Raw genomic sequence first — 22,674 nt, forward strand, 5'->3', positions numbered from 1 at the left:
TAGTCCGATTAGTTCCGGTCCAGGTCGATGTCGATACCCAGCGACCGGATTTCCTTCACCAACACGTTGAACGACTCAGGCATGCCGGCATCGATCACGTGATCGCCCTTGACCAGGTTCTCGTAAACCTTGGTCCGGCCCGTCACGTCGTCCGACTTCACCGTCAGCATTTCCTGCAGCACGTACGATGCGCCGTACGCTTCGAGCGCCCACACTTCCATTTCACCGAAACGCTGGCCACCGAACTGCGCCTTACCGCCCAACGGCTGCTGCGTGACGAGCGAGTACGGGCCCGTGGAACGCGCGTGCATCTTGTCGTCGACCAGGTGATGCAGCTTCAGGTAGTGCATGTAGCCGACCGTCACCGTACGTTCGAACATCTCACCCGTGCGACCGTCGAACAGACGCACCTGGTTCTTCGACGGCGTCATGCCGAGGTTTTCAGCGATGTCGTCCGGGAACGCCAGATCCAGCGCACGGGACATTTCTTCTTCCGTCGCACCGTCGAACACCGGCGTTGCGAACGGCACGCCTTCGCGCAGGTTCTTCGCCAGTTCGAGGATTTCGTCGTCGCTGAAGCTGTCCAGCTCTTCGGCGCGGCCCGATTCGTTGTAGATCTTGATCAGGAATTCGCGCAGTTCAGCGATCTTCGCCTGACGCTGCAGCATTTCGCCGATACGCCAGCCGAGACCCTTCGCGGCCCAACCCAGATGCACTTCGAGAACCTGACCCACGTTCATCCGCGACGGCACGCCGAGCGGGTTCAGAACGACGTCAGCCGGACGGCCGTCGGCCATGTACGGCATGTCTTCGATCGGCACGATCTTCGACACGACACCCTTGTTACCGTGACGGCCTGCCATCTTGTCGCCAGGCTGCAGACGGCGCTTCACCGCCAGATACACCTTGACCATCTTCAGCACGCCCGGCGGCAGTTCGTCGCCTTGCGTGAGCTTCTTGCGCTTCTCTTCGAACGCGAGGTCGAACTGGTGACGCTTCTCTTCGATCGAGTTCTTGATCGCTTCGAGCTGGGCCGCTGCTTCTTCATCCGCGAGGCGGATGTCGAACCAGTGATAGTGGTCCAGATCTTCGAGGTAAGCGCGGTCGATCTTCGTGCCCTTCGCGAGCTTCTTCGGACCGCCGTTCACCACCTTGCCTTCGAGCATGCGTGCGAGACGCTGGAACGCATCGCCTTCCACGATACGCAACTGGTCGTTCAGGTCGAGACGATAGCGCTTCAGTTCATCGTCGATGATCTGTTGCGCGCGCTTGTCGCGCTGGATGCCTTCACGCGTGAATACCTGCACGTCGATCACAGTGCCGCTCATGCCCGACGGCACGCGCAGCGACGTGTCCTTCACGTCCGACGCCTTCTCACCGAAGATCGCGCGCAGCAGCTTTTCTTCCGGCGTGAGCTGGGTTTCGCCCTTCGGCGTGACCTTGCCGACCAGCACGTCGCCCGCCTCGACTTCCGCGCCGATGTACACGATGCCCGACTCGTCGAGACGGCCAAGCTGCACTTCGGCGAGATTCGAGATGTCGCGCGTGATTTCTTCCGGTCCGAGCTTCGTGTCACGTGCAACGACGTTCAGTTCTTCGATGTGAATCGACGTGTAACGGTCGTCCGCAACGACCTTCTCCGAAATCAGGATGGAGTCTTCGAAGTTGTAGCCGTTCCATGGCATGAACGCGATCAGCATGTTCTGGCCGAGCGCGAGCTCGCCCAGATCGGTCGATGCGCCGTCAGCCAGCACGTCGCCGCGCGCAACCTTGTCGCCCATCTTCACGATCGGACGCTGGTTGATGTTCGTGTTCTGGTTCGAACGCGTGTACTTGATCAGATTGTAGATGTCGACGCCGACTTCACCCGCGACCGCTTCGTCGTCGTTCACGCGAATCACGATACGGCCCGCGTCGACGTAATCGACCACACCGCCACGCAGTGCCTGAACCGTCGTGCCCGAGTCGACCGCCACGGTGCGTTCGATACCCGTACCGACGACCGGCTTTTCCGGACGCAGACACGGGACGGCCTGACGCTGCATGTTCGAGCCCATCAATGCGCGGTTCGCGTCGTCGTGCTCGAGGAACGGAATCAGCGAAGCTGCGACCGACACGATCTGCGACGGCGCCACGTCCATGTACTGAATGCGGTCCGGCGTGACCATCAGCGTTTCGCCCGCTTCACGCGACGACACGAGTTCGTCGGTCAGCGTGCGGTCGTCGGCCACCGCCGCGTTCGCCTGAGCGATCACGTAACGGCCTTCTTCGATCGCCGACAGATAGTCAATCTGGTCGGTCACCTTGCCGTCCGCCACCTTGCGATACGGCGTTTCGAGGAAGCCGTATTCGTTCAGGTGCGCGTACAGAGCAAGCGAGTTGATCAGACCGATGTTCGGACCTTCCGGCGTTTCAATCGGGCACACACGGCCGTAGTGAGTTGGGTGCACGTCGCGGACTTCGAAGCCTGCGCGCTCACGAGTCAGACCGCCCGGGCCTAGTGCAGAAACACGACGCTTGTGCGTGATTTCCGACAGCGGATTGGTCTGGTCCATGAACTGCGACAGCTGCGACGACCCGAAGAACTCGCGAATCGCCGACGAGATCGGCTTCGAGTTGATCAGGTCGTGCGGCATCAAGTTTTCGCTTTCGGCCTGGCCGAGGCGTTCCTTCACAGCACGTTCGACACGCACGAGGCCCGCGCGGAACTGGTTCTCAGCGAGTTCGCCGACGCAGCGCACACGACGGTTGCCGAGGTGGTCGATGTCGTCCACTTCGCCCTTGCCGTTGCGCAGCTCGACGAGGATCTTGATCGTCGCGAGAATGTCGTCGTCCTGCAGCGTCATCGGACCGACGATTTCATCACGGCCGACGCGCCGGTTGAACTTCATACGACCCACCTTCGACAGGTCGTACGCTTCTTCGCTGTAGAACAGACGGTTGAACAGTGCCTCGACCGCTTCTTCCGTCGGCGGCTCGCCCGGACGCATCATGCGGTAGATCGCGATACGTGCGGCCATCTTGTCGGCCGTTTCGTCGATACGCAGCGTCGACGAGATGTACGGACCTTGGTCCAGATCGTTCGTGTAGAGCGTCTGGATGTCCTTGATCTTCGCTTCGCGCAGCTTCTCGAGCACGGATTCGGTAATTTCGTCGTTGGCGTTCGCGATGACTTCACCCGTATCGCCGTCGATCACGTTCTTCGCGAGCACGCGGCCGAGCAGATAATCTTCCGGCACCGAGATGAACTTGGTCTTCGCGTTATCGAGGTCGCGAATGTGCTTGGCGTTGATCCGCTTGTCCTTCTGGACGATCACGTTGCCATCGCGGTCCGTGATATCGAAGCGCGCGACTTCACCGCGCAAACGCTCCGGCACGAATTCCATCTGCGCGCCTTCCGGCATCAGCGTGAAATTGTCGAACACGAAGAAGTTTGCGAGGATCTGTTCCGGCGTCAGGCCGATTGCCTTTAGCAGGATCGTAACCGGCATCTTACGACGACGGTCGACGCGGAAGTACAGCACGTCCTTCGGGTCGAACTCGAAGTCGAGCCACGAGCCACGGTAGGGAATGATACGTGCCGAAAACAGCAGCTTGCCCGAGCTGTGCGTCTTGCCCTTGTCGTGTTCGAAGAAAACACCCGGCGAACGGTGCAACTGCGAAACGATCACACGTTCCGTGCCGTTGATGACGAACGAACCGGTCGGCGTCATGAGCGGGATTTCGCCCATGTACACTTCCTGTTCCTTCACTTCTTTGACGACCGGCTTGCTCGGTGATTCTTTGTCGAGCAGCACCAGACGCACCTTGGCGCGCAGCGCCGAGCAGTACGTCAGACCGCGCTGCTGGCATTCCTTGATGTTGAATGCCGGCGGCGACAGCATGTAGCTGACGAACTCAAGGCGCGCGAAGCCGTTGTGCGAAACGATCGGAAAAACGGAAGTAAACGCGGCCTGCAAGCCTTCCGGCTTGCGTTGCGTAGATGACGTATCTGCTTGCAGAAACGTGCTGAATGATTCAAGCTGGGTAGCCAGCAGGAAAGGTACTTGGTGAACGATGGGGCGCTTCGCAAAACTCTTGCGAATACGCTTCTTCTCGGTGAAGGAATATTGCATACGATCTCCGAATCACGGCGGGCATAGTTGTCGAGGCAGGATACCTTGATGAGACAACCCGAGTGTTCACCGACTGAGACCCGATGGCCGTCCGATGGCTTGAACGAGCCTAGAAGCTTGGTGGTTGGCCGCTACCAACCGCTGGCTGACGGCAGCGGATGCCTGTGTTGCCCGCTACCCGACCAAACTTGCCTTCTGCAGTCGCTTCAGAAGACAAAGAGAAATGCCGGTCAAAATTACCGTGGGCGTTTTTCTTTGGCTTCTGGGAATCACATTCCTGCCGGCATACGCCCGCAAAAACGCGTCCTCCACAAAGCACAAAAAGGCCGGCGGTGAAAAACCGCCAGCCTTCGCACAGCGCGTTGAAGCTTACTTGATTTCAACCTTCGCGCCGGCTTCTTCCAGCTTCTTCTTGGCTTCTTCAGCAGCAGCCTTGGGCACCGCTTCCTTAACGGGCTTCGGTGCACCGTCGACCAGATCCTTCGCTTCCTTCAGGCCGAGACCCGTCAGTTCGCGAACAGCCTTAATGACCGAAACCTTGTTTGCACCGGTTTCAGCCAAGATGACCGTGAATTCGGTCTGCTCTTCAGCAGCAGCAGCGCCGCCGGCTGCACCTGCCGGGCCAGCCACTGCAACAGCAGCTGCCGAGACGCCAAACTTTTCTTCGAACGCCTTGACCAACTCGTTCAGTTCCAGAACCGACATCGAGCCTACGGCTTCGAGGATGTCTTCTTTTGCGATTGCCATTTGAAATACTCCTAAATTGAATTCGGATACAGCCAGCGATCAATCACGCTCGACTGAAGTGCATTACGCAGCGGCTTCTTCGCCTTGCTTCTTTTCTGCCAGCGCGGCCAGAGCGCGCGCGAAGCCAGAAACAGGTGCCTGCATAACGTACAACAGCTTGGAGAGCAGTTCTTCGCGGCTCGGGATGCTTGCCAGCGCTTGCACGCCAGCCTTGTCCATCACCTTGCCTTCGTAGGAACCAGCCTTGATGACCAACTTGTCATTGCTCTTGCTGAAGTCATTGACGACCTTAGCAGCAGCAATCGCATCTTCCGAGATGCCGTAGATCAGGGGGCCAGTCATCTGCTCTGCCAGCGGAGCAAACGGGGTACCCTCGACGGCGCGACGCGCCAGCGTGTTCTTCAACACGCGAAGGTAAACCTGTTGCTCACGCGCTTTCGCGCGCAGCTTGGTCAGATCGCCAACCGCGATTCCACGATACTCAGCCAGAACCACGGTCTGAGCTTTCGCGACTTGCGCGGCAACCTCAGCGACGACGGCCTGCTTGCTTTCTTTGTTTAGTGGCACGGTTAACCTCCAGATTCGATACACGCAGCGTGCGCCTTGTGTACCGCATTCAATAACGGCGTCCGACCAGTCAGGAGTATTTCGACCGTCAAAAATCCGTATCGCTACAGACATCGAACGGCTTCACCACTACAAAACCTTTTCGGGTTCGCCATCTGCGTTGGCTTTACATTAAGGACCCGCCTACTTGCTGCGTGCCCACCAACGGTCTTTGACAACCGGTCGCGCGATGCAGACTGCCACCTCGCAACCGCCCAAAGCCCTTAGAAGCCGCCCCAACTCGCGCCGGAGCGGCGAAATTCATTACTGGGCAGCGATCGACGTCTGGTCGACACGAACACCAACACCCATCGTGCTCGACAGAGCGACCTTGCGCAGATACACGCCCTTGCTCGTTGCCGGCTTCGCCTTCTGCAGCGCTTCGATCAGCGCATTCAGGTTGTTGCGCAGTGCTGCCGGTTCAAACGAAGCGCGGCCGATCGTTGCGTGGATAATGCCGGCCTTGTCGACACGGAATTGCACCTGACCAGCCTTGGCGTTCTTGACCGCGGTCGCGACGTCCGGCGTGACCGTGCCAACCTTCGGGTTCGGCATCAGGCCACGCGGGCCGAGAATCTGCCCGAGCGTACCGACGATACGCATCGTGTCCGGCGAAGCGATCACGATGTCGAAGTTCAGGTTCCCGGCCTTGACCTGTTCGGCCAGGTCTTCCATACCGACGACGTCAGCACCAGCGGCACGAGCCTGCTCAGCCTTTTCGCCCTGCGCGAACACAGCGACGCGGACCGACTTACCGGTACCAGCGGGCAGCACGACCGAGCCGCGAACCACTTGATCCGACTTCTTTGCGTCAATGCCGAGTTGCACGGCGACGTCGATCGACTCGTCGAACTTCGCGCTTGCGCATTCCTTCACGAGCGACAGAGCGTCTTCGATCGGGTACAGCTTCTGACGATCCACTTTGGCTGCAAATGCTTGCAGACGCTTCGAAAGCTTAGCCATTTACACGCCCTCCACGGTGATGCCCATCGAGCGGGCGCTACCAGCGATCGTACGAACCGCTGCGTCCAGATCAGCAGCCGTCAGATCGGGCATCTTGGTCTTGGCGATATCTTCAGCTTGAGCGCGGGTGATCTTGCCCACTTTGTCGGTATGCGGCTTGCTCGAACCCTTATCGAGCTTCGCTGCCTTCTTGATCAGAACCGTAGCCGGCGGCGTCTTCAGAACGAACGTGAAGCTCTTGTCCGCGAATGCCGTGATCACGACAGGAATCGGCAGACCCGGTTCCATCGCTTGAGTCTGCGCGTTGAACGCCTTGCAGAACTCCATGATGTTCAGGCCGCGCTGACCCAGTGCCGGACCAACCGGCGGCGACGGATTGGCTTTACCTGCAGGAATCTGCAGCTTGATAAAGCCGATAATTTTCTTTGCCATTTCGAGAACCTCTGTGGAACGCCGCCTTACGGGCGGACGCTCAGTGAGTAGTAGCGCGTGTTCGCCGACAAACTGGCTAGTTACGCTCCTCAACGGCCATTACGCGGACCGTAAGCGCGAAATACGGAACGCACCTAGCGGTGCGTTCCGTAAAATCTAGACTACAACTTTTCGACTTGGCCGAATTCCAACTCGACCGGCGTTGCGCGGCCGAAGATTGTAACGGAAACACGGACTCGCGACTTTTCGTAGTTCACTTCTTCGACGCTGCCGTTGAAATCTGTGAACGGGCCTTCTTTCACCCGCACCATCTCGCCTACCTCAAACAGGGTCTTCGGACGCGGCTTCTCCACGCCCTCCTGCATCTGCGACATGATCTTTTCAACTTCCCGAGGGGAGATCGGGCTCGGCCGATTACGCGCCCCGCCTACGAAGCCGGTCACCTTCGCCGTATTTTTCACGAGGTGCCACGTTTCGTCTGTCATTTCCATTTCGACTAAAACATAGCCCGGGAAGAAACGACGTTCGGTTACTGATTTGTGACCGCCCTTTACCTCAACAACCTCTTCCGTTGGAACGAGGATCTGGCCGAACTGATCCTGCATACCAGCCCGCTCGATGCGCTCCTGAAGCGCTCGTTGCACGCTCTTCTCCATACCGGAATATGCGTGCACTACGTACCAACGCTTGCCGCTCGGGGATGCCGGAGTATCACTCATATCATTTCCAACCCAGAATCGCCGAGAAAATCGCCCACTCAATGGATTTATCACAAACCCAGAGGAAGATAGCCATCACGACTACGAAGCCGAAGACCACGAGTGTTGTTTGGGTCGCCTCTTTGCGACTCGGCCAAACTACCTTGCGGACCTCTTTGTATGAGTCATTGGCGAAAGCGATGAAACCCTTGCCAGGCGCCGAGAGTAGACCGACTACGACACCCGCGATCGCACCAACAGCCAAGGCGGCTCCGCGGATGTACCATTCCTGGCCATTAAGCCAGAAGAACCCCACGAACCCGGCCAAGACCAGCAACACACCTGCGATCAACATCAACTTGTCGCCGGATGTATTTACAGTTTCGACGGAAGGATTCGCCATAACACCTTAACAAGCGCCACTACGGCGCGATAGTTGGCAGGGGCAGAGGGAATCGAACCCCCAACCTTCGGTTTTGGAGACCGACGCTCTGCCAGTTGAGCTATACCCCTAAACCATTTGGGGTTGACGACACCACCAACCCCGATACAACCGATTGTCGAGAACTCTCTGGCGTTACTCGATGATCTTGGCGACGACACCAGCGCCGACCGTACGGCCACCTTCGCGAATTGCGAAGCGCAGACCTTCTTCCATCGCGATCGGGTTGATCAGTTTCACCGTGATCGACACGTTGTCGCCCGGCATCACCATTTCCTTGTCCTTCGGCAGCTCGATCGAGCCCGTCACGTCCGTCGTACGGAAGTAGAACTGCGGACGGTAGTTGTTGAAGAACGGCGTGTGACGGCCGCCTTCGTCCTTGCTCAGCACGTACACTTCAGCCGTGAAGTGCGTGTGCGGGTTGATCGAACCCGGCTTGGCCAGAACCTGACCACGCTCCACGTCTTCACGCTTCGTGCCGCGCAGCAGGATACCAACGTTGTCGCCTGCCTGACCCTGGTCGAGCAGCTTGCGGAACATTTCCACGCCCGTGCAGGTCGTCTTGGCCGTTGCGCGGATACCGACGATCTCGATTTCCTCGCCAACCTTGATCACGCCGCGCTCGACGCGACCCGTCACCACCGTGCCGCGACCCGAGATCGAGAACACGTCTTCCACCGGCATCAGGAACGCACCGTCAACCGCGCGCTCCGGCGTCGGGATGTACGTGTCCAGCGCATCGGCCAGGTTCATGATCGCCACCTCGCCCAGCTCGCCCCTGTCGCCTTCCAGCGCCAGCTTGGCCGAACCCTTGATGATCGGCGTCTCGTCGCCCGGGAAGTCGTACTTCGACAGAAGTTCGCGAACTTCCATCTCGACGAGCTCCAGCAGCTCGGCGTCGTCCACCATGTCGCACTTGTTCAGGAACACGATGATGTACGGAACGCCAACCTGACGCGCCAGCAGGATGTGCTCACGCGTTTGCGGCATCGGGCCGTCGGCAGCCGAGCACACCAGGATTGCGCCGTCCATCTGCGCCGCGCCCGTGATCATGTTCTTCACGTAGTCTGCGTGGCCCGGGCAGTCGACGTGTGCGTAGTGGCGGTTAGCCGTTTCGTACTCGACGTGCGCGGTGTTGATGGTAATGCCACGCGCCTTTTCTTCCGGCGCCGCGTCGATCTGGTCGTACGCCTTCGCTTCGCCGCCAAACTTCTGCGTCAGGACCGTCGTGATCGCTGCCGTCAGCGTGGTCTTGCCGTGGTCAACGTGACCGATCGTGCCCACGTTCACGTGCGGCTTGGTCCGCTCAAACTTACCCTTGGCCATTTTCGACTCCTAAGAGGATTTTCCGTACGTTGCGCCGGGCGCAAACAATCACCGATTACTTCTGGTGCCCATGGGCAGGATCGAACTGCCGACCTCTCCCTTACCAAGGGAGTGCTCTACCACTGAGCCACATGGGCGCTACCTCTGTGTTGCTGGAGCGGGTGAAGGGAATCGAACCCTCGTCGTAAGCTTGGAAGGCTTCTGCTCTACCATTGAGCTACACCCGCAAGGATCATGGATTCCCAACAACTGCTACATCGTGCATTCTGGTGGAGGAGGTTGGATTCGAACCAACGTAGGCGTAAGCCAACAGATTTACAGTCTGCCCCCTTTAGCCACTCGGGCACCCCTCCGCAGAGAACTGACGATTATGGGGGAACAATGTCTCTTTGTCAAGGGCTGCTTGACCGTTCCTATCCCAACGCTCTCACTTATATAGTGATTGGCTGTTAGCCGTTCGTAAACGCAAAAACCCCACCGCGGCGGGTGGGGTTTCTGACTGGGGGGGAGCCTGACGATTACCTACTTTCACACGGGCAATCCGCACTATCATCGGCGTGGAGTCGTTTCACGGTCCTGTTCGGGATGGGAAGGGGTGGGGCCGACTCGCTATGGTCATCAGGCATGACGGGTTGCTGCGTCGCAGGGTTGAAGTCAACCGGTCGCGCCACAGCCAATCGGGAAGAAGCGTAAAGGATTCGAGTGTGGGGGGTTGTGTTGTTTCTGGCACAACACTGAATCCCAACCGGGCGTTTCTGTGAGCTCCCGCGGGAGGTCACACAAATCCCCTTCGGGGATCGGACCCGCGTAAGTGCTGAAGCACTCACGCGGGTCGAGACACACCTGTTATAGGATCAAGCCTTACGGGCAATTAGTATCAGTTAGCTCAGTACATTACTGTACGTGCACACCTGACCTATCAACGTCCTGGTCTTGAACGACCCTTCAAGGGGCTCGAAGCCCCGGGGATATCTCATCTTAAGGCGAGTTTCCCGCTTAGATGCTTTCAGCGGTTATCTCTTCCGAACATAGCTACCCGGCGATGCCACTGGCGTGACAACCGGTACACCAGAGGTTCGTCCACTCCGGTCCTCTCGTACTAGGAGCAGCCCCCTTCAAATATCCAGCGCCCACGGCAGATAGGGACCAAACTGTCTCACGACGTTTTAAACCCAGCTCACGTACCTCTTTAAATGGCGAACAGCCATACCCTTGGGACCGGCTACAGCCCCAGGATGAGATGAGCCGACATCGAGGTGCCAAACACCGCCGTCGATATGAACTCTTGGGCGGTATCAGCCTGTTATCCCCAGAGTACCTTTTATCCGTTGAGCGATGGCCCTTCCATACAGAACCACCGGATCACTATGACCTGCTTTCGCACCTGTTCGACTTGTCAGTCTCACAGTCAAGCACGCTTATGCCATTGCACTATCAGCACGATTTCCGACCGTACCTAGCGTACCTTCGTACTCCTCCGTTACACTTTGGGAGGAGACCGCCCCAGTCAAACTGCCTACCATGCACTGTCCCCGACCCGGATCACGGGCCAAGGTTAGAACCTCAAACAGATCAGGGTGGTATTTCAAGGACGGCTCCATTGAGACTGGCGTCCCAACTTCATAGCCTCCCACCTATCCTACACAGACCGGTTCAAAGTCCAATGCAAAGCTGCAGTAAAGGTTCATGGGGTCTTTCCGTCTAGCCGCGGGGAGATTGCATCATCACAAACACTTCAACTTCGCTGAGTCTCGGGAGGAGACAGTGTGGCCATCGTTACGCCATTCGTGCAGGTCGGAACTTACCCGACAAGGAATTTCGCTACCTTAGGACCGTTATAGTTACGGCCGCCGTTTACCGGGACTTCAATCAGGAGCTTGCACCCCATCATTTAATCTTCCGGCACCGGGCAGGCGTCACACCCTATACGTCCACTTTCGTGTTTGCAGAGTGCTGTGTTTTTATTAAACAGTCGCAGCCACCAGTTTATTGCAACCCTTTCACCCTTCTGGCGCAGGCCAGTCAGGCTATGAGGGCGTACCTTATCCCGAAGTTACGGTACCAATTTGCCGAGTTCCTTCTCCCGAGTTCTCTCAAGCGCCTTAGAATACTCATCTCGCCCACCTGTGTCGGTTTGCGGTACGGTCACTGTGAAACTGAAGCTTAGAGGCTTTTCCTGGAACCCCTTCCAGTTGCTTCGCCACCGAAGTGGCTCGCCTCGCACCCTTGAATTCCGCGCCCGGATTTGCCAAAGCGCCTTCTCCAATGCAAGGACCGGGACTTCCAACACCCGGACAACCTTCCGCGATCCGTCCCCCCATCGCATTTCACAATGGTGCAGAAATATTAATCTGCTTCCCATCAGCTACGCATTTCTGCCTCGCCTTAGGGGCCGACTCACCCTACGCCGATGAACGTTGCGTAGGAAACCTTGGGCTTACGGCGAGGGGGCCTTTCACCCCCTTTATCGCTACTCATGTCAGCATTCGCACTTCCGATACCTCCAGCACACTTTCCAGTGCACCTTCGCAGGCTTACGGAACGCTCTCCTACCATGCACATTACTGTGCATCCGCAGCTTCGGTATATGGCTTAGCCCCGTTACATCTTCCGCGCAGGACGACTCGATCAGTGAGCTATTACGCTTTCTTTAAAGGGTGGCTGCTTCTAAGCCAACCTCCTGACTGTTTTAGCCTTCCCACTTCGTTTCCCACTTAGCCATATTTGGGGACCTTAGCTGGCGGTCTGGGTTGTTTCCCTCTTGACACCGGACGTTAGCACCCGATGTCTGTCTCCCGTGATTGCACTCTTCGGTATTCGGAGTTTGCTATGGCGTAGTAATCCGCAATGGACCCCACAACCATGACAGTGCTCTACCCCCGAAGGTGATACACGAGGCACTACCTAAATAGTTTTCGGAGAGAACCAGCTATTTCCAGGTTTGTTTAGCCTTTCACCCCTATCCACAGCTCATCCCCTAACTTTTCAACGTTAGTGGGTTCGGTCCTCCAGCACGTGTTACCGTGCCTTCAACCTGGCCATGGATAGATCACCTGGTTTCGGGTCTACACCCAGCGACTGGACGCCCTGTTCGGACTCGCTTTCGCTACGCCTGCCCTAATCGGTTAAGCTCGCCACTGAATGTAAGTCGCTGACCCATTATACAAAAGGTACGCCGTCACCCCTTCGCAGAGGCTCCGACTGTTTGTATGCATGCGGTTTCAGGATCTGTTTCACTCCCCTCCCGGGGTTCTTTTCGCCTTTCCCTCACGGTACTGGTTCACTATCGGTCGATCACGAGTATTTAGCCTTGGAGGATGGTCCCCCCATCTTCAGACAGGATTTCACGTGTCCCGCCCTACTTCTCGTACACCCAGTTCTTCCATGCTGTTTTCGTCTACAGGGCTATCACCTGCTATGGCCGCACTTTCCAGAGCGTTCGACTAACAATACAGATAACGTGTACCGGCTGATCCCATTTCGCTCGCCACTACTCTGGGAATCTCGGTTGATTTCTTTTCCTGCGGTTACTTAGATGTTTCAGTTCACCGCGTTCGCCTCACGCAGCCTATGGATTCAGCTACGGATACTCCATTAGGAGTGGGTTTCCCCATTCGGACATCTCCGGATCAATGCTCGTTTGCCAGCTCCCCGGAGCTTTTCGCAGGCTACCGCGTCCTTCATCGCCTGTGATCGCCAAGGCATCCACCACATGCACTTGTTCGCTTGACCCTATAACGGGTGTGTCTCTGTGTCGACCCACGCTAGCGCTTTAGCGCTTACGTGGGTCCCATCCCCGCAGGGGATAGACGCACTCGCTACAGGTTGAGTATTCGTGTTGCGCCGTATTCCAAAGCAATCTTTCGATCACCTTTAAAATACATCGATACAATCACAACCCTGATTCACCTACTCCGCACCCATCTCCAGGTGCCTTTCGTGAATCTCTTTACTACTTCTTCCTGATTGTTAAAGAACGGCAGCCGGTATGAAGCCTGTGCCTCATACCGCTCTGACTGGCTCAATCGCCAATGCAAAGTACTCAGCATCACTTCGTGCTGAACCCTTGGCATTGAGGATTGGTGGAGGATGACGGGATCGAACCGACGACCCCCTGCTTGCAAAGCAGGTGCTCTCCCAGCTGAGCTAATCCCCCAGTCTCACAGATACTCCAGCGGCCCCAGCCCTTCAGCTCACCAGACAAGACACTGGTGGGTCTGGATGGATTCGAACCATCGACCCCCGCCTTATCAAGACGGTGCTCTAACCGGCTGAGCTACAGACCCCTGAGCCTGTCTGCGTTTCTTCTAACCACAGCCGATAAGCGTGAGCACTTGAGTGCAATGAATGCACAGCTCTGGAAAGGAGGTGATCCAGCCGCACCTTCCGATACGGCTACCTTGTTACGACTTCACCCCAGTCATGAATCCTACCGTGGTGACCGTCCTCCTTGCGGTTAGACTAGCCACTTCTGGTAAAACCCACTCCCATGGTGTGACGGGCGGTGTGTACAAGACCCGGGAACGTATTCACCGCGGCATGCTGATCCGCGATTACTAGCGATTCCAGCTTCACGCACCCGAGTTGCAGAGTGCGATCCGGACTACGATCGGTTTTCTGGGATTGGCTCCACCTCGCGGCTTGGCAACCCTCTGTTCCGACCATTGTATGACGTGTGAAGCCCTACCCATAAGGGCCATGAGGACTTGACGTCATCCCCACCTTCCTCCGGTTTGTCACCGGCAGTCTCCCTGGAGTGCTCTTGCGTAGCAACTAGGGACAAGGGTTGCGCTCGTTGCGGGACTTAACCCAACATCTCACGACACGAGCTGACGACAGCCATGCAGCACCTGTGTTATGGCTCCCTTTCGGGCACTCCCGCCTCTCGGCAGGATTCCATACATGTCAAGGGTAGGTAAGGTTTTTCGCGTTGCATCGAATTAATCCACATCATCCACCGCTTGTGCGGGTCCCCGTCAATTCCTTTGAGTTTTAATCTTGCGACCGTACTCCCCAGGCGGTCAACTTCACGCGTTAGCTACGTTACCAAGCCAATGAAGGCCCGACAACCAGTTGACATCGTTTAGGGCGTGGACTACCAGGGTATCTAATCCTGTTTGCTCCCCACGCTTTCGTGCATGAGCGTCAGTATTGGCCCAGGGGGCTGCCTTCGCCATCGGTGTTCCTCCACATCTCTACGCATTTCACTGCTACACGTGGAATTCCACCCCCCTCTGCCATACTCCAGCGCTGCAGTCACCAATGCAGTTCCCAGGTTAAGCCCGGGGATTTCACATCGGTCTTACAGCACCGCCTGCGCACGCTTTACGCCCAGTAATTCCGATTAACGCTCGCACCCTACGTATTACCGCGGCTGCTGGCACGTAGTTAGCCGGTGCTTATTCTTCCGGTACCGTCATCCCTCACGGATATTAGCCACGAGGTTTTCTTTCCGGACAAAAGTGCTTTACAACCCGAAGGCCTTCTTCACACACGCGGCATTGCTGGATCAGGCTTGCGCCCATTGTCCAAAATTCCCCACTGCTGCCTCCCGTAGGAGTCTGGGCCGTGTCTCAGTCCCAGTGTGGCTGGTCGTCCTCTCAGACCAGCTACAGATCGTCGGCTTGGTAGGCCTTTACCCCACCAACTACCTAATCTGCCATCGGCCGCCCCTTGAGCGCGAGGTCCCGAAAGATCCCCCGCTTTCCTCTCCCGAGCGTATGCGGTATTAATCCGGCTTTCGCCGGGCTATCCCCCACTCCAGGACACGTTCCGATGTATTACTCACCCGTTCGCCACTCGCCACCAGACCGAAGTCCGTGCTGCCGTTCGACTTGCATGTGTAAGGCATGCCGCCAGCGTTCAATCTGAGCCAGGATCAAACTCTTCAGTTCAAACCTGTTACTGTGTTCGGGCTCTCTCGAACCCGGTCGCTCACTCAACGTACTGACGATGATTGATCCGTCTTTCGACAGACAAACCTTCCTCTAATACTGTGTGAGGCTTCTGATACTTCTGCCTGATAGCAGACTCCGGAGAATCCGCCGCCGCATTCCGCATCAAGCGCCCACACTTATCGACTGTTAGTTTTTAAAGATCGGTCCGCCAAACCCGCCGCGCCTGAACCACCACTACCCGGCACCGCTTCGTTTGCGTCGCTGCGTCTGCAGCAGAGAAACGAGATTATGGAGACTCTCTCGCGTCTCGTCAATACCCGTTTTTGCTTTCGCTTAAAAAAGTTGCCGCTCACTTCCGGGTCGCATCCACCACGACCTCGACAGGAACTGCAGCGGCCATAGCCGCGTAGCCCGCGTCGCTCGGATGGATGTGATCGCCGCTATCGAAAGCGCGCTGCAGACGCTCCGGCTGCGCCCGATCGCGCAACGCCGCGTCGAAGTCGACGACGCCATCGAAAGCACGACTAGTTCGGATCCACTGATTAACCGCGAGTCGGATGTTTTCCCGCTCCGGTGGCAGCGACGCCGGCGTCAGCGTCGCGCCGAACATCTTGACACCGTTGCGCCGCGCGGCCGCGATCACTCGCTGGTAACCGGCGATCAGATCGGCAGCCGTGACCGACGTATGAGGAAAATCGCAGTCGAGCCCGCCATGAGGCGGCATTGCCGCAAAGTTGATGTCGTTGATGCCAATCAGCAGGATCGCCGCTTTGACGCCTGGACGTCGCAAAACGTCGCGCTCGAAGCGGCTCGCAAGCGCGTCGCCATAGCAAGGCGAGTCGCTCAGGAGCCGGTTGCCGCTGATGCCGAGATTCACGATCGCGGTCGACTGCGCGCCGCTGGCCGCCAGCCGCCGAGCCAGCGCATCCGGCCAGCGACGGTTCTGGTTGAGGGTGGAGCGCATGCCGTCGGTGATCGAGTCGCCGATCGCGGCCACGGCAAGCGACGGTGCCGCCGTCTCCACCGACAAACCCGTGACCCACACATATTGCGTGAAGCGTCCGGGAAACGCCGTGGCGGACGCGTCGGTGGTGTGATTGCCAGGTTCGGACACATAATTCACCTGATTCGACACTCGGTGCCATGCGACGATCCGCTGCTCCGGTCCCACGAACGCACTGATCGCATATGGCGCGCCATCGACGACATCGATCGCGACCGGATCGCTGTCCACCTCGCCGCCAGGCGGAACGCTGACCGCGCCCTTACCGCCAAACGTCACCCGACTGCCGGCGCCCTCGACTGCTGCCGCGCCACCGGCGGAGCGCGCGATGCGCAGTTCCTCGATGACGAGAGGCGTCTTGCCGTACGCATTACTCAGATGAATTCGCGCCACCCTCCCCGACAACGTCGGATACACGATTTGCCGAACGGTGCGCCCGGCGACTTCCGGCGCGCGATACAGCGGTGGCAACTCGGCCCGCTGTGGAATCGGTTGCAGCGCGGTCGCCCAAACGGCGACCCAATGCTCGGACGCTTCGGCAGCGAACGCACTCGAGGAACCGACAAACGGGGCAAATTGGGCAAGCAGCGCCGCGCCGCATGCGGCAGCCAGGGTGCGAATAGTCATTCGGAGGATCGGTTCGAGGCGAAACGCGCATTGTGCCCGAACGACGCGGCAAGCGCCGGCAAGCGCCGGCAGGTCCGCTGACCCCGGCGCCCGGCGGCTGTGCCGGTTCGGTCTCACGCCGTTTGCCGACTCATGATCTTCAGCGCGACCGCTTCGGCGACCTCGATTCCGTCGATTGCCGCGGAGTAGATCCCGCCCGCATACCCCGCACCCTCGCCCGCCGGATACAGCCCGTTGACGTTGACACTCTGGTAGTCGTCGCCGCGACGCACGCGTACCGGCGACGAAGTTCGCGTTTCAACGCCGGTCAGCACCGCATCATGCATCGCGAAACCTGCGATTTTCTTCTCCATCTGTGGCAGCGCTTCGCGAATCGCTTCGATCGCGTAGTCGGGCAGCGCGGTGCTGAGATCGGTTGGCCGCACGCCCGGCTTGTACGACGGAACGACCGAGCCGAGTGAAGTGGACGACCGCCCCGCGATGAAGTCGCCGACCAACTGCCCTGGAGCCATATAGTTACCGCCACCGAGCTCGAACGCCCGCTCCTCCCACTTGCGCTGGAACGCGATGCCGGCGAGCGGCCCGCCCGGGTAGTCGTCTGGCGTAATGCCGACCACGATGCCCGCGTTCGCGTTGCGCTCCGCGCGCGAGTACTGGCTCATGCCGTTCGTGACGACGCGCCCCAGCTCGGACGTGGCCGCCACCACGGTGCCGCCGGGACACATGCAGAAGCTATAAACCGCTCGCCCGTTGCTGCAGTGGTGCACCACCTTGTAGTCGGCTGCGCCGAGCTGTTTGTGACCGGCAAATTTCCCAAAACGGCTCCGATCGATGATCCCTTGCGGATGCTCGATCCGAAAACCGAGCGAAAACGGCTTCGCCTCGACGTGAACGCCGCGGTCGTACAGCATCTGGAAGGTATCGCGTGCGCTATGGCCGACCGCCAGCACAACGTGGTCGCAGCGCAGCGTCTCGCCGGTCGACAGCTTCAGCCCGCGCACCTGGCCGTTGTCGATGTCGATGTCCTCGACACGCGTTTCGAAGCGCACTTCGCCGCCCAACTCGTGGATGCTCGCGCGCATCTTCTCGACCATGCTGACGAGACGAAACGTGCCGATATGCGGCCGGCTCAGGTACAGGATGTCCTCCGGCGCACCGGCCCGCACGAATTCGTCGAGCACCTTGCGGCCGTAGTGTTTCGGGTCCTTGATCTGGCTGTAGAGCTTGCCGTCCGAAAAGGTGCCCGCGCCGCCTTCGCCGAACTGCACGTTCGACTCGGGATTCAGCACCGATTTGCGCCACAGGCCAAACGTGTCCTTGGTGCGCTCACGTACGGCCTTGCCGCGCTCGAGGATGATCGGCCGGAAGCCCATCTGCGCGAGGATCAGGCCCGCGAACAGTCCGCACGGCCCCATGCCGATGACGACCGGACGCGGCGTGCTCAGTTGGGCGGGCGCTTCGGCGACGAACTTGTAGCTCATGTCGGGCGTCACGCCGCAATGCGGCACGTCGGTGAGCCGTTTCAGCGCGGCCCCTTCATCCTTGACCTCGACATCGACGATGTAGGTGAGCTTGATGTCGGCGCGCTTGCGCGCGTCGTGCGCGCGGCGAAACACGGTGTATCGGATGAGCCCGTCCCGCGCCACGCCGAGTTCCGTGAGGCGCGCACGGATGGCGGCTTCGAGGGCGCTTTCGGGATGATCGAGCGGGAGTTTGATTTCGCTTAGACGTAACATGAGTGCCGGAGATGCAAGTGGGCCGCAAATCGCGGCCAATTCGCAATTTTACCGGTAAGTGTCGGCGCGGGGTGACGGCCGGTCATGAAGCGCCGGCCCTTCGAAACCGGGCAAACCGGCATGCATGCTTCGACGCACTCAATGAGCTATCGGCCCCAACGTCTCTGCACAAAAAATTTATTAACCGACCGGTCGGTTGGTTTATACTACGCCGACACAGACCACTCCTCCAGAGAGAGCGTCCCTCATGTACACCCAATCCCTCGATATCCCCGGCAACGTCGCCCCGCTGGACGCGGACGCGAATTCGCCCGAACAACAGGCTCGCTTCGACGCGGTCATGAGCGCCGACGGCAAGATCGAGCCGCAGGACTGGATGCCCGACGCGTACCGCAAAACGCTGGTGCGGCAGATCTCGCAGCATGCGCACTCGGAGATCGTCGGCATGCTGCCCGAGGGCAACTGGATCACGCGCGCGCCGAGCCTCAAGCGCAAGGCGATCCTGATCGCCAAGGTGCAGGACGAAGCCGGCCACGGCCTCTATCTGTATAGCGCCGCCGAAACGCTCGGTGTCTCGCGCGAGCAGCTGATCGACGCTCTGCACGCGGGCAAGGCCAAGTATTCGAGCATCTTCAACTACCCGACACCCACCTGGGCCGACGTCGGCGTGATCGGCTGGCTCGTCGACGGCGCGGCGATCATGAACCAGATCCCGCTGTGCCGCTGCACGTACGGCCCGTACGCCCGCGCGATGATCCGCATCTGCAAGGAAGAGTCGTTCCATCAGCGCCAGGGCTTCGACGCGCTGCTCGCGATGATGGCCGGCACCGAGGCGCAGCGCGCTCTGGTCCAGCAGGCGGTGAACCGCTGGTGGTGGCCGGTGCTGATGATGTTCGGCCCGAGCGACAAGGATTCGGTCCACAGCAACCAGTCGGCCAGATGGGGCATCAAGCGCATCACCAACGACGACCTGCGCCAGAAATTCGTCGATGCGACCGTCGAGCAGGCGAAGGTGCTCGGCGTCACGCTGCCCGACGCGGACCTCAAATGGAACGAGGCGCGCGGCCACTACGACTACGGCGACATCGACTGGGAAGAGTTCTGGCGCGTCGTCAATGGCGACGGCCCGTGCAACCGCGAGCGCCTCGCGACCCGCGTGAAGGCCCATGAAGACGGCGCCTGGGTACGCGAAGCCGCGCTCGCCCACGCGGAAAAGCAGCGCCAGCGCGCGCAACAGCACGCCGCCTGAGTGGCACCGCACATCAAAGGAATCAGGAGATCAGCAATGAACAAGGAATGGCCGATTTGGGAAGTGTTCGTGCGCAGCAAGCAGGGACTCGACCATAAACACTGCGGCAGTCTGCATGCCGCCGACGCGCCGATGGCGCTGCGCATGGCGCGCGACGTCTACACGCGCCGCCAGGAAGGCGTGAGCATCTGGGTGGTGCCGTCCTCGGCGATCACGGCCTCGGCGCCGCACGAGAAGGCCGAGCTGTTCGAACCGGCGGGCGACAAGATCTATCGCCACCCGACGTTCTACACGCTCCCCGACGAAGTCAACCACATGTAAGCGCGGCCATGACCACTACGTCCACTACGTCCACTACGCCCGAACATCTCCAGTACGTGCTGCGCCTCGCGGATACCGCGCTGATCCTCGGTCAGCGCAACACCGAGTGGTGCGGCCACGGCCCGATCCTCGAAGAGGACATCGCGCTGTCGAACATGAGCCTCGACCTGATCGGCCAGGCGCGCCTGCTGTACACGCACGCGGCCACGCTCGAAGCGCCGCTCGCCGGCCGTCAGCGCAGCGAAGACGACTACGCGTACTTCCGCGCCGAGCGCGAATTCGCGAACTACACGCTCGCCGAGCTGCCGCATTACGGGCCGCTCGCCGGCACCGCGCAGGCCGGGAAGGATTACGCGGTCACGATCGTGCGCAACTTCCTGTACGCGACGCTGATGATGCATCTGTGGGGTGCGCTGACGGGCTCCACCGACGCGCAGCTCGCCGCGATCGCCGCGAAGTCGATCAAGGAAACGCAGTACCACGTGCATCACGCGAGCGAGTGGCTGATCCGTTTCGGCGACGGCACCGACGAATCGCACCGTCGCGCGCAGGCCGCGCTCGACTATCTGATGCCGTACACGTACGAGTTCTTCAGCGGGGACGCGGTGGAAGACGCGGTCGCCGCGGCCGGCATCGGCCCGCGCACCTCGGCGCTGGAAGCCGCGTGGCTCGACGACGTGCGCGCCACCCTCGACCAGGCCACGCTGACGCTGCCCGCGGCGCTGCGGCACGTGAGCACGGGCAAGCACGGCGAGCATTCGGAGCACATGGGTTTCGTGCTCGCCCAAATGCAGAGCCTCGCGCGCCAGCATCCGGGCGCCAGCTGGTGAGTACGCGATGACGACCTCGACCGCCCCGCAGCCCGCGAACGCCGCCGCTGCCACCACCGATGCCGCGCTCACCCGCGCATGGACCGTGCTCGAAGCGGTACCCGACCCGGAGATCCCGGTGGTGTCGATCCGCGAGCTCGGCATCCTGCGCGACGTGCGACGCGCCGCCGACGGCGCGCTCGAAGTCGCGATCACGCCGACCTACTCGGGCTGCCCGGCGATGTCGCAGATTGCCGAAGACATCGGCCGTGCGCTCGAGGCCGCGCAGCTCACGCCATACCGCGTCGCCACCGTGCTCGCGCCGGCGTGGACCACCGACTGGATCACGGCCGAAGCCCGCGAAAAACTGCGCGTCTACGGCATCGCGCCGCCGACGGGCAACTGCGGTTCAGCCGCGACGTCAGCGCCGCAGGAGAAAGTGCTGCGCTTCGTGCCGCGCGCGCTGCCGGCCCCAGGCTGCCCACGCTGCGGCTCGGCGCACACCGAGCGGCTCGCGCAATTCGGCTCGACCGCCTGCAAGGCCCTGTATCGCTGCCTCGACTGCCGCGAACCCTTCGACTACTTCAAACCGTACTGATATGGCCACCCCGCAATTCCATCCGCTGCGTATCCGCGAAGTGCGCCCCGAAACCGCCGATGCGGTCTCGGTCGCCTTCGAAGTCCCGCCCGAACTGCGCGACCACTATCGCTTCACGCAGGGGCAGTTCGTCACGCTGAAGACGCATATCGACGGTGAGGAAACGCGCCGTTCGTATTCGATCTGCGTGGGCGTCACCGACTACGATCGCGACGGCGAGTTGCGCATCGGCATCAAGCGCGTGCGCGGCGGGCGTTTCTCGAACTTCGCGTTCGACACGCTGCAGCCGGGCCACACGATCGACGTGATGACGCCCGACGGCCGTTTCTTCACGCACCTGAACGCGGAACAGGGGCAGCAGTACCTCGCATTCTCGGGCGGCTCGGGCATCACGCCGGTGCTCGCGATCATCAAGACGACGCTCGAAGTCGAGCCGCGCAGCACCTTCACGCTCGTCTACGGCAACCGCAGCGTCGACCAGATCATGTTCGCCGAGGAGCTCGAGGATCTGAAGAACCGCTTCATGAACCGCTTCGTGCTGTATCACGTGCTGTCGGACGACCTGCAGGACGTCGAGCTGTTTAACGGCGTGCTCGACCAGGAAAAATGCGCGGCGTTCATCGAGCAGCTGCTGCCGGCCGACGCGATCGACGAAGCGTTCATCTGCGGCCCCGCGCCGATGATGGATGCGGCCGAGGCCGCGCTCAAGGCAGCCGGCGTGCCGCCCGCGAAGGTGCACGTCGAGCGCTTCGGTACGCCGCTGCCGCAGGCGGGCGTGCCGCCCGTCGAGATCACCGCGGACACCCCCGCGGCCGAGCTCGAAATCGTGCTCGACGGCAAGCGCCGCAAGCTGCGCCTGCCGTATCAGGGCACGAGCGTGCTCGACGTCGGGCTGCGCGCCGGTCTCGCGCTGCCGTATGCGTGCAAGGGCGGCGTGTGCTGCACCTGTCGCGCGAAGGTGCTCGAGGGCGAAGTGAAGATGGAAAAGAACTACACGCTCGAAGAACACGAGGTCCGCGACGGGTTCGTGCTGACGTGTCAGTGTCATCCGGTTAGCGACAAGGTCGTCGTCAGTTACGACGAACGTTGAGTCGAGTGCTTTCGT

General features: G+C 60.0%; 15 protein-coding genes, 6 tRNA genes and 3 rRNA genes. 5 read left to right on the forward strand and 19 right to left on the reverse strand.

What is annotated here, in order from left to right; translation table 11 throughout:
* Positions 1 to 8: 8 nt before the first annotated feature.
* The 19 genes from rpoB to OKW27_RS27905 form a co-directional block, all read right to left on the reverse strand.
* The gene (gene rpoB / locus OKW27_RS27815; protein ID WP_090802173.1) at positions 9 to 4,115 is read right to left on the reverse strand and encodes a DNA-directed RNA polymerase subunit beta; all 4,107 of its coding nucleotides are present in this window, start codon (positions 4,113 to 4,115) and stop codon (positions 9 to 11) included.
* A gap of 369 nt (positions 4,116 to 4,484) precedes the next feature.
* Positions 4,485 to 4,862, reverse strand: a complete 378-nt coding sequence (gene rplL, locus OKW27_RS27820) for a 50S ribosomal protein L7/L12 (RefSeq protein ID WP_018420143.1) — start codon at positions 4,860 to 4,862, stop codon at positions 4,485 to 4,487.
* Between the two features lie 63 nt (positions 4,863 to 4,925).
* Positions 4,926 to 5,429 carry a 50S ribosomal protein L10 gene (rplJ, locus tag OKW27_RS27825; RefSeq protein WP_062129470.1) on the reverse strand — a complete coding sequence of 168 codons (504 nt, stop codon included), beginning with the start codon at positions 5,427 to 5,429 and terminating at the stop codon, positions 4,926 to 4,928.
* 303 nt (positions 5,430 to 5,732) lie between these two features.
* On the reverse strand, positions 5,733 to 6,431 hold the full coding sequence (gene rplA / locus OKW27_RS27830; RefSeq protein ID WP_090802175.1) for a 50S ribosomal protein L1: 699 nt from the start codon (positions 6,429 to 6,431) through the stop codon (positions 5,733 to 5,735).
* A complete protein-coding gene (gene rplK / locus OKW27_RS27835) occupies positions 6,432 to 6,863 on the reverse strand; it encodes a 50S ribosomal protein L11 (protein ID WP_008922976.1) in 432 nt (143 codons plus the stop codon). It abuts the gene before it with no gap.
* Positions 6,864 to 7,024: 161 nt separating this feature from the next.
* The gene (nusG, locus tag OKW27_RS27840) at positions 7,025 to 7,582 is read right to left on the reverse strand and encodes a transcription termination/antitermination protein NusG (RefSeq protein WP_075303275.1); all 558 of its coding nucleotides are present in this window, start codon (positions 7,580 to 7,582) and stop codon (positions 7,025 to 7,027) included.
* Between the two features lies 1 nt (position 7,583).
* A complete protein-coding gene (secE, locus tag OKW27_RS27845) occupies positions 7,584 to 7,964 on the reverse strand; it encodes a preprotein translocase subunit SecE (RefSeq protein WP_090802176.1) in 381 nt (126 codons plus the stop codon).
* Positions 7,965 to 7,998: 34 nt separating this feature from the next.
* Positions 7,999 to 8,074, reverse strand: a tRNA-Trp gene (locus OKW27_RS27850).
* Positions 8,075 to 8,138: 64 nt separating this feature from the next.
* Positions 8,139 to 9,329: an elongation factor Tu gene (gene tuf, locus OKW27_RS27855; protein ID WP_429335414.1), complete on the reverse strand. Its 1,191-nt coding sequence runs from the start codon at positions 9,327 to 9,329 to the stop codon at positions 8,139 to 8,141.
* A gap of 62 nt (positions 9,330 to 9,391) precedes the next feature.
* A tRNA-Thr gene (locus OKW27_RS27860) sits at positions 9,392 to 9,466 on the reverse strand.
* Positions 9,467 to 9,482: 16 nt separating this feature from the next.
* Positions 9,483 to 9,556 (reverse strand) — tRNA-Gly (locus OKW27_RS27865).
* Between the two features lie 40 nt (positions 9,557 to 9,596).
* Positions 9,597 to 9,682: transfer RNA gene (locus OKW27_RS27870), tRNA-Tyr, on the reverse strand.
* A 156-nt stretch (positions 9,683 to 9,838) separates the two neighbouring features.
* A 5S ribosomal RNA gene (rrf, locus tag OKW27_RS27875) occupies positions 9,839 to 9,952 on the reverse strand.
* A 227-nt stretch (positions 9,953 to 10,179) separates the two neighbouring features.
* Positions 10,180 to 13,061 (reverse strand): 23S ribosomal RNA (locus OKW27_RS27880).
* Between the two features lie 348 nt (positions 13,062 to 13,409).
* A tRNA-Ala gene (locus tag OKW27_RS27885) sits at positions 13,410 to 13,485 on the reverse strand.
* A gap of 53 nt (positions 13,486 to 13,538) precedes the next feature.
* Positions 13,539 to 13,615: transfer RNA gene (locus tag OKW27_RS27890), tRNA-Ile, on the reverse strand.
* Positions 13,616 to 13,690: 75 nt separating this feature from the next.
* A 16S ribosomal RNA gene (locus OKW27_RS27895) occupies positions 13,691 to 15,223 on the reverse strand.
* Together the 16S, 23S and 5S rRNA genes with 5 tRNA genes alongside form the textbook arrangement of a ribosomal RNA operon.
* A gap of 352 nt (positions 15,224 to 15,575) precedes the next feature.
* Positions 15,576 to 16,856 (reverse strand): SGNH/GDSL hydrolase family protein, encoded by a 1,281-nt coding sequence (locus tag OKW27_RS27900; protein ID WP_429335415.1) that lies wholly within the window; start codon positions 16,854 to 16,856, stop codon positions 15,576 to 15,578.
* 113 nt (positions 16,857 to 16,969) lie between these two features.
* Positions 16,970 to 18,592: an NAD(P)/FAD-dependent oxidoreductase gene (locus OKW27_RS27905; protein ID WP_429335416.1), complete on the reverse strand. Its 1,623-nt coding sequence runs from the start codon at positions 18,590 to 18,592 to the stop codon at positions 16,970 to 16,972.
* A gap of 247 nt (positions 18,593 to 18,839) precedes the next feature.
* Between OKW27_RS27905 and paaA the strand changes: the two genes are divergently transcribed.
* From paaA to paaE, 5 genes are read left to right on the forward strand one after another with little or no spacing between them, the layout of a single operon-like run.
* Positions 18,840 to 19,841, forward strand: a complete 1,002-nt coding sequence (gene paaA, locus OKW27_RS27910) for a 1,2-phenylacetyl-CoA epoxidase subunit PaaA (protein WP_429335417.1) — start codon at positions 18,840 to 18,842, stop codon at positions 19,839 to 19,841.
* A 36-nt stretch (positions 19,842 to 19,877) separates the two neighbouring features.
* Positions 19,878 to 20,162 (forward strand): 1,2-phenylacetyl-CoA epoxidase subunit PaaB, encoded by a 285-nt coding sequence (paaB, locus tag OKW27_RS27915; RefSeq protein ID WP_018418671.1) that lies wholly within the window; start codon positions 19,878 to 19,880, stop codon positions 20,160 to 20,162.
* Positions 20,163 to 20,170: 8 nt separating this feature from the next.
* The gene (paaC, locus tag OKW27_RS27920) at positions 20,171 to 20,992 is read left to right on the forward strand and encodes a 1,2-phenylacetyl-CoA epoxidase subunit PaaC (RefSeq protein ID WP_429335418.1); all 822 of its coding nucleotides are present in this window, start codon (positions 20,171 to 20,173) and stop codon (positions 20,990 to 20,992) included.
* 7 nt (positions 20,993 to 20,999) lie between these two features.
* The gene (gene paaD, locus OKW27_RS27925; protein ID WP_429335419.1) at positions 21,000 to 21,569 is read left to right on the forward strand and encodes a 1,2-phenylacetyl-CoA epoxidase subunit PaaD; all 570 of its coding nucleotides are present in this window, start codon (positions 21,000 to 21,002) and stop codon (positions 21,567 to 21,569) included.
* Between the two features lies 1 nt (position 21,570).
* Complete coding sequence (gene paaE, locus OKW27_RS27930) at positions 21,571 to 22,659, forward strand: 1,2-phenylacetyl-CoA epoxidase subunit PaaE (protein WP_184034674.1); 1,089 nt, start codon at positions 21,571 to 21,573, stop codon at positions 22,657 to 22,659.
* Positions 22,660 to 22,674: the final 15 nt, after the last annotated feature.

The sequence above is a fragment of the Paraburkholderia sp. 35.1 genome (assembly GCF_050436525.1).
Lineage (GTDB): Bacteria > Pseudomonadota > Gammaproteobacteria > Burkholderiales > Burkholderiaceae > Paraburkholderia > Paraburkholderia tuberum.

Excerpts from the sequence above, each read along its gene's own strand:
- rplL (WP_018420143.1), bottom strand. The coding sequence starts at position 4,862 with ATGGCAATCGCAAAAGAAGACATCCTCGAAGCCGTAGGCTCGATGTCG.
- secE (WP_090802176.1), bottom strand. The coding sequence starts at position 7,964 with ATGGCGAATCCTTCCGTCGAAACTGTAAATACATCCGGCGACAAGTTG.
- OKW27_RS27905 (WP_429335416.1), bottom strand. The coding sequence starts at position 18,592 with ATGTTACGTCTAAGCGAAATCAAACTCCCGCTCGATCATCCCGAAAGC.
- tuf (WP_429335414.1), bottom strand. The coding sequence starts at position 9,329 with ATGGCCAAGGGTAAGTTTGAGCGGACCAAGCCGCACGTGAACGTGGGC.
- nusG (WP_075303275.1), bottom strand. The coding sequence starts at position 7,582 with ATGAGTGATACTCCGGCATCCCCGAGCGGCAAGCGTTGGTACGTAGTG.
- paaA (WP_429335417.1), top strand. The coding sequence starts at position 18,840 with ATGTACACCCAATCCCTCGATATCCCCGGCAACGTCGCCCCGCTGGAC.
- paaE (WP_184034674.1), top strand. The coding sequence starts at position 21,571 with ATGGCCACCCCGCAATTCCATCCGCTGCGTATCCGCGAAGTGCGCCCC.
- paaC (WP_429335418.1), top strand. The coding sequence starts at position 20,171 with ATGACCACTACGTCCACTACGTCCACTACGCCCGAACATCTCCAGTAC.
- rplA (WP_090802175.1), bottom strand. The coding sequence starts at position 6,431 with ATGGCTAAGCTTTCGAAGCGTCTGCAAGCATTTGCAGCCAAAGTGGAT.
- OKW27_RS27900 (WP_429335415.1), bottom strand. The coding sequence starts at position 16,856 with ATGACTATTCGCACCCTGGCTGCCGCATGCGGCGCGGCGCTGCTTGCC.
- paaB (WP_018418671.1), top strand. The coding sequence starts at position 19,878 with ATGAACAAGGAATGGCCGATTTGGGAAGTGTTCGTGCGCAGCAAGCAG.
- paaD (WP_429335419.1), top strand. The coding sequence starts at position 21,000 with ATGACGACCTCGACCGCCCCGCAGCCCGCGAACGCCGCCGCTGCCACC.
- rplK (WP_008922976.1), bottom strand. The coding sequence starts at position 6,863 with ATGGCAAAGAAAATTATCGGCTTTATCAAGCTGCAGATTCCTGCAGGT.
- rpoB (WP_090802173.1), bottom strand. The coding sequence starts at position 4,115 with ATGCAATATTCCTTCACCGAGAAGAAGCGTATTCGCAAGAGTTTTGCG.